At 61.3% G+C, this 12,383-nt stretch carries 8 protein-coding genes; 2 read left to right on the top strand and 6 right to left on the bottom strand.

The genetic code is table 11. The annotated features are described in order from the left end of the window. Positions 1 to 26: 26 nt before the first annotated feature. The 6 genes from M2267_RS22820 to M2267_RS22795 form a co-directional block, all read right to left on the bottom strand. Complete coding sequence (locus M2267_RS22820; RefSeq protein WP_429117354.1) at positions 27 to 1,199, bottom strand: polysaccharide pyruvyl transferase family protein; 1,173 nt, start codon at positions 1,197 to 1,199, stop codon at positions 27 to 29. Between the two features lie 142 nt (positions 1,200 to 1,341). Next, a complete protein-coding gene (locus tag M2267_RS22815; protein WP_429117352.1) occupies positions 1,342 to 2,520 on the bottom strand; it encodes a polysaccharide pyruvyl transferase family protein in 1,179 nt (392 codons plus the stop codon). 38 nt (positions 2,521 to 2,558) lie between these two features. After that, positions 2,559 to 5,240 carry a glycosyltransferase gene (locus M2267_RS22810; RefSeq protein WP_429117350.1) on the bottom strand — a complete coding sequence of 894 codons (2,682 nt, stop codon included), beginning with the start codon at positions 5,238 to 5,240 and terminating at the stop codon, positions 2,559 to 2,561. Beyond that, on the bottom strand, positions 5,227 to 6,699 hold the full coding sequence (locus tag M2267_RS22805; protein ID WP_197067100.1) for a DUF6212 domain-containing protein: 1,473 nt from the start codon (positions 6,697 to 6,699) through the stop codon (positions 5,227 to 5,229). The genes M2267_RS22810 and M2267_RS22805 overlap by 14 nt, the downstream gene beginning before the upstream one ends. Positions 6,700 to 6,873: 174 nt before the next feature. Next, on the bottom strand, positions 6,874 to 8,127 hold the full coding sequence (locus M2267_RS22800) for a glycosyltransferase family 4 protein (protein WP_429117347.1): 1,254 nt from the start codon (positions 8,125 to 8,127) through the stop codon (positions 6,874 to 6,876). A 46-nt stretch (positions 8,128 to 8,173) separates the two neighbouring features. Further along, positions 8,174 to 8,746 (bottom strand): MarR family transcriptional regulator, encoded by a 573-nt coding sequence (locus tag M2267_RS22795; RefSeq protein WP_043612747.1) that lies wholly within the window; start codon positions 8,744 to 8,746, stop codon positions 8,174 to 8,176. Positions 8,747 to 8,978: 232 nt separating this feature from the next. Here M2267_RS22795 and M2267_RS22790 point away from each other — a divergent pair, with 232 nt between their 5' ends. Next, on the top strand, positions 8,979 to 10,724 hold the full coding sequence (locus tag M2267_RS22790; RefSeq protein WP_429117343.1) for a type I secretion system permease/ATPase: 1,746 nt from the start codon (positions 8,979 to 8,981) through the stop codon (positions 10,722 to 10,724). After that, positions 10,721 to 12,139, top strand: coding sequence for an HlyD family type I secretion periplasmic adaptor subunit (locus tag M2267_RS22785; protein ID WP_429117341.1), 1,419 nt, complete (start codon positions 10,721 to 10,723; stop codon positions 12,137 to 12,139). Before M2267_RS22790 ends, M2267_RS22785 begins: the two co-directional genes overlap by 4 nt. Positions 12,140 to 12,383: the final 244 nt, after the last annotated feature.

The raw sequence follows: 12,383 nt of genomic DNA, 5'->3' as shown, positions 1-12,383 counted from the left end.
ACGGCGCTGCCCGGGTCAGGGGCAGATTAAATGCCAACCTGTTTCAGCGCACTTTGGAAGTTCGCCTCGCACGCCGAATAACGTTCGGTAACCGCCTGCGCATCGATCTTCGACAGGAAGCTGGCGAGATGCGTCTTCTTGTCCGCCTCACGATTCCAGACGCCCGCCTCGATATAGGGGAAGCCGATGAACTCGAGCATCTCGCGCATGCGGTCATCGACGGCGATCATCAGCGAGGGCGTGCCGGCCTGCATGCCGATGACGCAGCCATGGAAACGACGGCCGATGCAGAGGTCCCGAGTCGATGACCAGGCGCGCCACTGGTTGGTGTCGAAGAACACCATCAGTTCATTCTGCCGCTGCCACTTCTCCTGATGCTTGTATTCGGTCTTGCCGGTGATGCGGCCGCTGGAGCGGTCATAGACCGGCGCGTTGTCATCGACGGGCAACGTCAGGTTGTAGGCGACGATCTCGTCCTGGATGACGTAGCTTGCCACGCTCTCGGGCTTCAGGAGTGCGTGGGCATCGACGATGGTGTCGGCAACGCTGCCGAGATAGCCGCCGAGCGCGAGCTTCTGTGACGACGCCAAATCGGCATTGGCAAGCGAGGTCAAGGAGTGGCGCATCTCGTTGGGCGCGAAGAAGAGCGAGGGGCAGCCGGTCGGCTTGACGAACTTCATGCCCTCAGCCCGCAGGAACTCGGCGGTGAAATAGCCGCGGGTCAGGAAGAAGCTTTCCTTCTGCTTCAATACCTCGAGGAACCGCAACGTACCGGCCGGTAGGTTTTCCTTGAGACCCTCACGCTTCTGGATACCGATACCCATCACCAGGACGGGCATCTTCAGCTTCTCGAACACGTCCGCTTCGAGATCGGCTGAGTATCCCGGACGCAGCAGGTTCGCCGAGGCGAACACGCACATGTCGAATTCCTTGTTCAGGGCATCGTAGACGTCGTTGGCGCCGCGGCTGTTGACCAGATGCCAGAACGGCACATAGGTCACGTCATGACCGCGCAAGGCGTAAGCTGCACCCTCGCCGATCAGGTAGTTGCCGGTGTTGGCGATCTTCTTGACCTGGTCGACCAGATCCTTCTTGCTTCGGATGTCGTCGAAATAGGGCTTGTGATGGACCGTCGCACCGGAAACGCGCGCGACGGTACGCTGGAGGTAGGAGGGAATTCCGGTGAGCAGGATACGCATCGATACACCTGGTTTGTGGACTGGCCGACAGAGTTGAGGAAGAGCGAGGGCGGCACGAGGAAGCGGATCTGCAATCCTCACCACGCCGCCCTAACTTCATGAATTGAGCGCCTCGGGTCGAACGTGCCCAAGGCATCCGTGTTTAGAGGCCGATGCCGATCTCGCGCAGCACCGTGCGGAAATTGCGCTCGCGATCGGAATAGCGATCGACCAGCTCGGAGGCGTTCAGCCCGGCCAGATGGCTGGCTACGAACTCCGCGCGGTTTTCCGCTTTTTCGAGCTCCTGGACGTCGACCGACGGCAGGCCCGTAAAGCCCAGCATTTCGCGCATGCGGTCGTCGACGGCCACCATCAGGCTCGGCACGCCTGCCTGCATGGCAATGATCGAGCCATGGAAACGACGGCCGAAATTGAAGTCCATGTGCGAGGCCCAGGCGCGCCACATGTTGGTATCGAAGAAGGTGCGCACATCGAAGGGCACCTTCTGGCGCTCAGCCCCTGGGAAAGCGAGTTCGCCGAGCATCTTGCCCGAACTTGAATCGAAGACCCTGCCATCGGCATCCGGCTCGACCTTCATGTCGAAGTGCAGGAATTCGTCCTGGATGATGTATTGCGGCGTGGCGCCTTCCGGGTTGAGCGCGATCGCATCGACGATACAATCGTGATTGGCGCCGAGATAGCCCGAGAAGATCGTCTTTGCCTGGCCGATCTTGACGTCGGGCAGCTTCTTCATTGACGCGCGCATGTTGTTCGGCGCGAAATAGACCGAGGGGCAGCCGGTTGGCCGGACGTATTTGAATCCCTGGTCCTTCAGGTAGCCGGCGGTTTCGTAGCCGCGGGTCAGGAAATAGTGCTCGCGGTCCTTGAGAACATCGAGCAGACGCTTCGTCCCCTCCGGCAGGCCTGTTTCCAGGTCCTTGCGGTTCTGGTGGCCGATGCCGAGCATGACGATCGGCATCTTGAGCTTGCTCAAGACATCAGCCTCGGCATCCGCAGAAAGCCCCTTGCGCAACAGATTGGCGCAGGTGAACACGCAGATGTCGAAGTTGTTGTTGAATTCATCGAAACCGGTGCCGTTCTTGTGGGCGTTGTAAAGATGCCAGAACGGGATCTGCTTGGCGTGGGGCGCAATAGCACGCAGAGCGCCCTCACCGATCAGATAGTTGCCGGTGTTGCTGATGTTGCGAAGCTCCTGAAGAAACTCGTCCTTGGATTCGGGCTGTTTTTGCCGTTCCGAATAGGAAACCGACAGGCCATTGGCGCCGTTTGCGAGGCGCGTGTAATGACCAGGAATGCCCGTCAGGAGGATTCTTGGACGCATGCGTAAGTCCCTTCTCTTTGAAAAGTCGTACGGGTCGATCAGCCTGCAGCTGCGACGCCGGTATCGGATGTCTCACGCGCCCGGATGACCTTGGCGCGCGAAAGTGAGGAATTGTTCACGGCGCCATCGCACCAGCCGAGGAACTCCGAGAAGGAGTTGGACCAGGCGCGGCGGGCCGCGGTTCTGAGGCACCCTTCCATAATCGGCGCAAGCAGGTTGCGATCACGGGAGACCTCGGCGATAGCTTTCACCATGTCGCGCACGACCTGGGGATCCGAGGAGGCGTCGATCAGGATGCCGTCCTCGCGATCGACGATCAGTTCGTCGACGGCGCCAACCGCGGTCGCGATCGGCACGCAGCCGAGCTGTTGGGCTTCGGCGATCATCAGCGGGGCACCTTCCCAGCGCGAAGGCATGATCAGCACATCGGCCCAGCCGAGCGCCTTGATCAGGTCGCGGCTGGCAAAGACCGGAGGACGCACGTCGACGCCCAGCTCCTTGAGCCGGTCCGTCCAGGAGAACGAAGCGTCCGCCAGGATCTCGCCACCGATCGCCCGCGCGTCGAACGACACGTGTGCGGCCCGCAATTCGGAGATCGTCGCAGCCAGACGGTCGATGCCTTTCTGCTGGTCGAGACGGCCCATGTAGAGCAGACGCAACCGGTCGTCCTTGCGCTCGATCCGCCGCACCTGCAGCACATCTGCAAGCACCTTGGGCGGCACGGAAAAACTTGCGCCGTTCGGAACGGCGAAGATCTTTTCGAGCGGCACGCCGAAGCTGTGCAGGTAGAACTTCAGTTGTTCCGAACAGGTGAGGAAAGCGTCGTAGCAATGCTCGTGGGCGATGGCGGCAAAAGGCTGGCCGGCCGGGCGCTTGAACGGCGTGTTGTCGACGACGTGCAGATAGCAGGCCGTGCGCGTGCCTTCCGAGCGCAGCCGCGCGATCAGCGGATGCATCGCCATCACATGGTTGTTGATGACGAGATCGAAGCCCGAAAGCTGGCCCTTCAGCGCACCCCAGTCGACTTCATGGTGGTCGGCGATGAAATCCTGGCCGAGGAACGAGCCGGAGCCGCCCCAGGCCGGGATGCCCTGATCCCAGAAGTGAACATAGTCGAAGCTCGAATCGAACTCGTCGATCACGTCCATGCGGCTGGTGCCGAGCACGAACAGATGCGTCTCGTAGCCTGCGGCCCTGAGCTCGCGCGAGGCGGCATAGATGACCTTCTCGGCGCCACCAAAGGACGCGTTCGGCACGAGAAGTGCCGCGGTCTTCTTGCCGGCTTCACTATGCCCGAGCGGCAGCACCGGCGAACCGCCGATTTCCGTTCGCAAGGCCTTGTGCAGGTCGGAATAGGGCATGAGCCGTGCGGGTCGCCAGGTCCAGCGACGGCCGGCCGTGCGGCGAAGCGGACTGGTGGCGATCGCGTTGACGCAATTGATCATCACCTGTTGCGGCGTGATCAGCGTGCGGCGCGGAAGGGCGCGCGGGAACGGGAAGCGCACATTGAGCACCGCCGAGGTCGGCCAGACCTGCTGCGTGCCGATCGAGGCGAACCAGTCGAGCGCGTTGTTGCGGATGACGTCACGCAGGAGCGCCGTCGATATGAAGATGAGATCCGGCTGGCCGAGATGCTGGGCGCCGGCGTCGAGGAATGTCGGCTCGATCTTGCGCTGCGTCGCGTCGTTGCCGAGATGCACGAAGACGACATTGGCCTTCTCGCTCAAGCGCTCCAGGTGGCAAAGCACGTTGGGCAGCATGCGCGAGCGCAAGAGCAGATCGATCGTCGCACCGCTGCCGGCCATGACGAAGGGCGGGAAATGTACGTTGTCGGGCTCGCCGGTGCTTGCCCAGAAGGCCGGAATGATGTCGTCGAGCCGCAGCCGCTTCGGTTGCTTCGTCGGATCGGTGAAGAACGAGATCGCCGCGTCTTCGGTGCGCGCAAAGAGATAACGCGGGCACTCCTCATGCTCGAAATCGACGAGCATCGGCCGCTGGAACAGGGCCTTGTGGCGCTTTCTGAGGAAGCTCACGGAGGTTGCGCGGTCGCGGTTGGCTTCCTTGAAACGGCTTTCAGCGCGCAGGCGGTATTCGAACGTCGTGTCGTGGCAAGGCGTTCCGACGAAGCCGTGCTCGACGCAGGAAAGCCAGAACTCCCAATCCTCGAAACCGTTCTGCCGGTCGTCGTTGAACCGAACGCCTTCCTGGAAGACTTCGATCGAAATCATCGAGCCGGTGTCGCAGATGTTGTCGGTGATGCAGTGGACCAGCCTGGAATACTGGTTGCCATAATGGGCCCGCCAGCTCACCGAGAAGGTGTCGATGTTGGTATAGACCCAGCCGGCGCCGCTTTCATGCAGACGCCGATAGAGTGTCTCGATCGTGCCCGGCAGGACGCGGTTGTCGGCGTCGAGGAAATAGACGGCCTTCGCCTCGGGCAGGTGTTCGAGCACATAGTTGATGGCGCGGTTGCGCGCGCCGCCGGGGCCGGCATTGCGGCCGAACACCACGTGGATATCGGGGTGGGCCGCAGAATAGAGCAGCAGTTGGTCGAAGGTTTCCTGTCGCGGGTCGCCGTCGACCGAAACGACGATAGCAATACGGCAGCCCTCAAGATCCGAGGCGAGCGCGGATTCGAGTGCTTCGAGCGCCAGTGCCGCGTGGCCATAGAGCGGCATGGCGATCGCAACGAGGTCCCGTGGATCGCTATTGCTGGACATGAGACGCACCACCCGACTGCTTGACCATCCGGAAGCCCGACACCTTGAGCCAGGAGAAATCGACCGAGTCGGTTACCGCGCGGCTGAGGATCATCAGATCCATGGGCTGGCGCACCGGCTCGTCGAGCTGGAAGTTGATGTTGATCGGCTGCTCATTGGTGACTTCGCGCCAACCACTGAAGAAGGCCGAAGGCTTGACCGATCCCTTGCGGGCAAGCTCGGCCACTTCCGAGCGCGCGTTCGAGCCCGCTGGAGCGAGCAGGAAGCTGACGGCCGCCGGGGCGCCCTTGGGATGATCGACCACTGCGCTTGCGGAGAAGGATATGGTGCCGGGCTCGACAGCGCGACCGACGGCGCCGGCCGACACGCCGTTTGCAAGCGGGTGGCAGACGACGGCGTGTTCGTGTTCGAGAAAGCGCACCGTCTGGAATTCCGGCACGACCGGCGTCACCGAGACATCGACGATCTGGCTGAGCAGATCGACCGACAGACGATAGTCTTCGATGAAGTGGCCGTCGAGCAGCGCGGTCGGCGCGATCATGTTCGGCATGCGCGTCGGCTTGACGCCGGGCAGGCCGGTATAGACGCGGAACGCTAGAGGGCGCAGATCAAGGTCGGCGTGGCGGGTCTCGGACCGAGCCGTGTAGTGTTCACTGGCGATGGGATAGCCGAGCGAAAGCCCGATCGTTTCACTACCGGTCGTCGAAACGCGCAACCGCAGGGTCTTCGCGCCACCCCCGCAGGTGCGCGGCAGGGCAAAGAAGTTCCAGCCTGGAACGAGCTGCGAGAATGGAACGGCCCACTCGGCAACCCCCTCGCCGCTCTCGACATAACTCAAGACAACGACCAGTTCGCCGCCATCCCGCGGGACCGAATTGAAGTGAAGCGCGATGCCGGCGACGCCATGGCTGGAGACCGGCAGGAGCTGTTCGACAAAGGCATTGGCAATCAGATGGCCGATGCCCTCGTCCTTGGGATCGACGTAGGGGTCGTGCGCAAAGACTTCGGCGACCGGCTCCCAGTTGCGTGCCTGGAACGCATCTTCGAGTGCGCGATAGTTTTCAAGCAGCGTTTCACGCTCGCGGCGAAGCAGCGCAAGTTCGGATGTGATTGCCGACGAAAACCGGGCAAGCCGCCCGACACCACCGTCGACCAGCGCCTGAATGAGCCCAGCACTTTCGCTGACGGCCTCGGCGCTCAAGCGCTTGATCGGGATCTCCGGGACGGTGCCAAGCGCCCGCAACGAGACGATGCCGTCGGCGAGATCCGCCTCGCCCTCCCTTGAAAAAGCAAGCCCGATCAACGGAAATACGTTTTCCAGGGTCGCATCAGGCCGATCGCCTGCCGGAAGAAAATGAACCAGGTGCTCGATACCACTGCCCTGGACACTCGCCCTATCGTGATCCGAGGCCAACACCAGCTTTCTCTTCGCCTGCGAATACCTCACGCCAGAAGACACCAACCCTTGCACGCGCCACCCTCAATACAACCGAATTCTCTCTGTAGTTGAATCCGCCGATACGAAATAAACCGGCGAATTCAACGACCTAGAGAAAGCATATCAAGGTTATTTGCACTGCACAATAAGTTATATTTGCGTTTTTCGTGAAATAATACTTCGGGTTTTGAAGTATTATACAGATGAGACCCGTAATATTTGAGTGGATCCGGGATTTCCCATTGCCTTATCCAGCAACGTCATCTGCCGTGCAATGCAATCGCCCAGGCGGAACCTTTGTTCGACCGTGCGGCGGGCCGCTGCACGCAACTCCGAATACTTCTCCGGCTGCTGCAAGGCGCCGGAGATCGCCTCCGCCAGCGCATCCGTATCGAAGAAGGGAACGAGCAGGCCGTTGCGGCCGGAGCTCAACACCTCCTGCATCGGCGCCGTATCCGAACCGATGACGAGCGCGCCGCAGGCCATGGCCTCCAGAACCGACCAGGAAAGCACGAAAGGATAGGTCAGATAGATATGGGCGGCCGAAATCTGGAACAGCTGCCTCAGGACGCCATGCGGCACTACGCCTGGAAACAGGAACCGGTCGGCCGGGATATCCAGGGACTGAAGCAGGTAGTCTTTCCAGGAGCCACCACCGGGCGGCGGGGCGCCGTAACTGACGCCGTCGCCGCCGACGAAAACGAAGAGCGCGTCGGGATGGCGCTTCGCGACCTTTGCCGCTGCCTCCAGCGCCTGCGGGAAGCCGCGATAGGGCTCGAGATCGCGGGCGACGAAGGTCACGATCGGCGGATCGCCCGCCTTCAGCACCCGCCCGTCCGGAAGCTTCAACGACGCCGACGGGTCAGGACGGAAGACGCGGGTATCGACGCCCTCGTGGCAGACGCCGATGCGTGCGCGGTGTTCCGCCGGATAAAGGCTCCTTTGCCATTGGGTCGGACTGAAGCCGCCATCGATCGCATCAAGCGTCAGGAGTTGCACCATGTTGCGCAACCGCAGCCGCTTGCGCGTGTCCTGGTCGGGCTTGTCGTCAGGGGCAAAACCGATATCGGCCCCTTCGGAGCGGTAGAAAAACTCGCAATAGCCGAGCGCCGGAACGTTGGGCAGCACATCCTTGACGAAGGTCATGCCACCCCAGCCGATGTGCCCGACGATAACGTCGGGCACCTGTCCCTGGCGGGCCATGGCATCGAAGGTTTCGGCGACCCGGTGACCGATCCGGACATGATGGTCAGGCACACCGAGGTGCCTTGCCATCTGCGAATTGGCCTGCGGGCCGGGTTCTGCTCGGTGGCGAATGACGCGCGTTGACGGAATCCGCTGATCCACGGTTTCCGTCACGAGTGTCACTTCGTTTCCCGTCTGCGCCAGATGAGACGCGAGAGCGGCGAACTGGCAGAAGCCGCGCCGGTGTACAAATGCTACGTGCATATTCCCTGCCTATAGCCGTTGAAAGGACAGCCTGTGCGCGGGCATCTCAGATGCCGTAGCGCGTTGCATTCCCCCAAACCAGCTCGAGCCGGTGCAGCGTTTGAAATGCGGTTTCGAGATTGCGCCGGTCCTGCTCGCCGTGGCTGAGGACACGTTCATAGGCGCCGGCCGCTTTGCGCAGGGCATCGCAGAGTTGCCTGCCCTTGTCCGAAAGCTTGATGCGGGCCGAGCGCCGGTCGCGCTGGGAGGCAGCCCGGTCGATATACTCCCCGTCGCCCAACTGCTTCAGGTAGTAGGAAACGTTGGAGCCGACATAGTGTCCACGGTCCAAAAGCTCCGCCACCGACACTTCCGCATCGCCGATCGCCAGAAGGACCATCGCCTGCGCCGGACCGATATCGTCGACACCGAGCTTCGTCAGCTCGGCACGCAACAGGCCGGTAAAACGCCGGCTGGCCCGTTCCATCATCCGTGCCAGCTCGAAATATGTGACCACGGACGCTTCGCTCTCCTGGTCAATATTGTCATGTTCAGGGGCACTTCCAACTGCGTCATCCCCGGGGCGGATGGCAACAGCGCCGCCAAAATCTGCGAACGGATAGAGAATCCTTTGATTCATCCCTCTCTCCAACTGAGCATTACTACGATATTCAAAAATTACTTCAAATTTTGAAGCAATTTTTCGCCCCCTTTACTCCCCCCGAATACGACTATCTTGAGCATTCCACCATTATTGTGTCACACTTATCACGGCAACACTGTGATTTAAGTGATAACCAACAAAATAGCTTCCTCAAGACCCCAACGAACTTATCCAGAAAATCGCCACGCGTGACAGCAAACGAGGCAATATGATTAGCAAGAACCAAATTGGGCCAAAGAAGGTGCAAAATGGAGCAAACGATCCACAGCTGCTTATTTTGAAGGCACGCCGCGTGTTCGTTTTGGCACTTATTTATGCAGCCCTGCTGAGTGCTTGCATCGGCATATTGCAGCTCTCGACACCGCTCTACATGATGCAAGTTCATGACCGTGTGTTGAACAGCCAGAGCATGGACACGCTGACCATGCTGACGATTCTCGTCATCGGCGCGCTCGTGATCTACGGCATACTCGAATACATCAGGGCTCTGACATTCCAGGCGATGGGCAGTGCGGTCGTGCGCTGGCTGAACTTGCCGGTCCTGACCGCCGCCGTGCAGGCGGCCGCCGATCAAGGGCTGACCCGGGCGACCCAGTCGCTGCGGGACCTGGCCGAATTGCGAAGCTTCCTCACGACATCTGCCGTCAGCGCCCCGCTCGATGCCGCCTGGTCACCGATCTTTCTCGGGGTGCTGTTTGCGCTGCACCCGATGTTCGGCCTTCTTGGTGCCGTTTCCATTGCTCTGCTCGTATGCTGTGGATTGCTGACTGACCTGCTGACTCGCCGGCTGATGAAAGAGGCCAATCAAGCCAATATCGAGGCCGTCTCGAAAATTGGTTCAAGCTTGCGCCATGCCGAAGCGATCGAAGCGATGGGCATGCTGCCGGCGCTCGCCCGCCGCTGGCGCACCGCGCAACTGCATGCGCTCGACGCTTTGGAGACCAGCGGCAGCCGCAGCAAGGCGATGGCTTCGATCACCCGTTCGCTGCGTTTCATGATCCAGGCGGCCGCACTGGCAACAGGCTCTATCCTCGTGATGAAACAGGAGATTTCCCCCGGCGCAATGATGGCAACGACCATCCTCGTCGGACGCCTGCTCGCCCCGTTTGATTCGATGATCGAGAACTGGCGCCAGTGGGTGCTCGCCATCGCAAGCTGGCGCCGGATAGAGACCGCGCTGAACCAGGATCTGGCCGTACGCCAGACGATGCCGCAGCCCCGCACGCAGGGCGATCTTGTTGTGGATAAGCTCGTTTACGCCGCGCCCGGCCTCGATGTGCCGATCATCAAGGGCGTCTCCTTCTCGCTCTCTCCCGGCGAAGTGCTCGGCATCGTCGGCCCCTCGGCGGCCGGAAAATCGACGCTGGCCAGACTCCTCGTCGGCATTCAGAAGCCGACCACCGGCGGCGTCTTCCTCGACGGCAACAATGTCTATCTGTGGGAACGCGCTTCCTTTGGCCAGATGACCGGCTACCTGCCGCAGTCCGTTTCGCTGCTTGAAGGAACAATCCGCGACAACATCTCGCGCATGGAGGAAGGCGAACCCCAGAAGGTGCTCGAAGCGGCTCGGCTTGCTGACGTGCACGACATGATCGGCCGCCTGCCGCTCGGCTACGACACCCCGGTCGGGGATGGGCACCTGACGCTTTCGGGCGGCCAGCGCCAGCGCATCGCCCTTGCCCGCTGCCTTTACGACCGCCCTCGCCTGATCGTTCTCGACGAGCCGAACGCCAATCTCGACGCCATCGGCGAGCGCGCATTGATCCGCGCGATCGAGCGGGCGCGCAACGACGGCGCGATCGTCATCATGATCGCCCACCGGCCGACGATCATGCAGGCCGCCGACAAACTGCTCGTTCTTGAAAACGGGCGCATCACCCAGTTCGGCCCGCGCACCGACGTGGTCGCATCCATGACACCCGGCGAGCCGAGACGGGAAGGCGTATCCGCATGACGAACAAACAGAACCTGCCAGCCTCTCGCGAGGCGCGCACACTCGTGGCCAAGGACGACCGTGCGAACCTGCCAGCGATCCCCGAACGGCCCCACCCGCTGCATGGGCTGGATGCGGACGCGGAGAGCAGTGCCACGGCACCGCTGCGCGGTGTGGTCCTTGCGGGCCTGACGACGATCCTTGTCGCCTTCGGTGGTTTCTTCGGCTGGGCCTTTTCGACGGAACTCAGCAGCGCTTCAGTTGCAAGTGGCACGATCGTGGTCGATTCGAAGCGCAAGACGGTCAGCCACTTCGAAGGCGGCATCCTCGACCGCCTCCTCGTCCAGGAAGGCGACCGAGTCACGTCCGGCCAGCCGCTGGTCAAGCTTGCCGACACCCGCGCCCGGTCCGACCTTCAGGCACTGCAAAGCCGGCGCCTCGGGCTGATCGCAAAGCTTGCCCGCCTCAAGGCGGAGCAGACGGAAGCCAAGCAGATCGACTTTCCGGACGAGCTGATTGGCACTTCGGAATCGGCCGCCGACGACGCGGTCAAGGCGGAGACGAACTTCTTCGAGCGCCGGCGTGAAGCAAAGGCCGGCCGGCTCGAGGTTCAAGGCAAGACCATCGAAGAGTACTCGGAAAGGGCCAAGTCGCTTGCCGAGCAGATAAGGGCAACCGATCGCCAGATCGAACTGATCAATGAGCAGCGCACCGCAATCGCAACCCTGGTGGCCAAGGAATTTGCGCAGCGCTCCAAGCTGATCGAGATCGATGCCAAGCTCAGCGAACTTGCCGCTTCGCGCGGTGAGCTTGCCGGCAACAAGGCGCAGGCCGAAAAGGCGGAAGCCGGAGCGGAACTCGGGCTGACCGGTATCGAGAACGAATTCCAGTCGGAGATCGCCGGCGAAATTACGACGGCCCGCCTCGAACTTGCAGATGTGGGACAGCGGCTCGTCTCGGCCAAGGACGTCTTGAGCCGCCTCGAAATCCGCTCGCCGCAGACCGGCATCGTCACCAACATTCAGTTGCGCACACCCGGCAGCGCGGTCTCTGCCGGCCAGCCCTTGCTCGACATCGTCCCCGAGGACGAGCCGCTCCTCGTCGAGATGCATGTCGGGACCCGAGACATCGATAGCATCGGCATCGGCTCTAAGACGCAGATCCGGCTGACCGCCTACAACCAGCGCTCGCACCTGCCGCTCGACGGCGAAATCAGCTACGTCGCAGCCGACCAATCGGTCGATGACAAGTCGAACGTCTCCTACTACGTGGCGCGCGCCCGCATTGCGCCGGCGTCGCTCACCGCCAACCCGGACATCCGCCTCTATCCCGGCATGCCTGCGGAGGTGCTGATCGTCCACAAGCCGCGCTCGGCGATCGATTACATGGTCTCGCCGATTGCAGAGAGCCTCAATCGAGCCTTCCGCGAAGACTGATCCAGAAGGCTCCAACACCACCTGCGCCGGCGAAATTCAATTTCGCCGGCAATTTGTTTCTAATTTTGAATTTATTTCTAAGTAATAACAAAACTATCTCCCCTTAGATCTCAGGGATAATCATCAAACTGATACAAGATATACATCGTAGGTAGCAGATAATAATACAGTACAGCTGTTTTTATTTCTTTTTTGCTGTTGCCATATGTTTTTTTGCAGTGCAATGTCGCCGCGCTCGCCACCG

This window comes from Ensifer sp. KUDG1 (assembly GCF_050434285.1).
GTDB lineage: Bacteria > Pseudomonadota > Alphaproteobacteria > Rhizobiales > Rhizobiaceae > Ensifer.
The sequence above is the reverse complement of the archived record's forward strand: the minus strand, read 5'-3'. Positions and strand labels throughout refer to the sequence as shown.

Excerpts from the sequence above, each read along its gene's own strand:
- M2267_RS22820 (WP_429117354.1), bottom strand. The coding sequence starts at position 1,199 with ATGCGTATCCTGCTCACCGGAATTCCCTCCTACCTCCAGCGTACCGTC.
- M2267_RS22815 (WP_429117352.1), bottom strand. The coding sequence starts at position 2,520 with ATGCGTCCAAGAATCCTCCTGACGGGCATTCCTGGTCATTACACGCGC.
- M2267_RS22810 (WP_429117350.1), bottom strand. The coding sequence starts at position 5,240 with ATGTCCAGCAATAGCGATCCACGGGACCTCGTTGCGATCGCCATGCCG.
- M2267_RS22800 (WP_429117347.1), bottom strand. The coding sequence starts at position 8,127 with ATGCACGTAGCATTTGTACACCGGCGCGGCTTCTGCCAGTTCGCCGCT.
- M2267_RS22795 (WP_043612747.1), bottom strand. The coding sequence starts at position 8,746 with ATGAATCAAAGGATTCTCTATCCGTTCGCAGATTTTGGCGGCGCTGTT.
- M2267_RS22790 (WP_429117343.1), top strand. The coding sequence starts at position 8,979 with ATGATTAGCAAGAACCAAATTGGGCCAAAGAAGGTGCAAAATGGAGCA.
- M2267_RS22785 (WP_429117341.1), top strand. The coding sequence starts at position 10,721 with ATGACGAACAAACAGAACCTGCCAGCCTCTCGCGAGGCGCGCACACTC.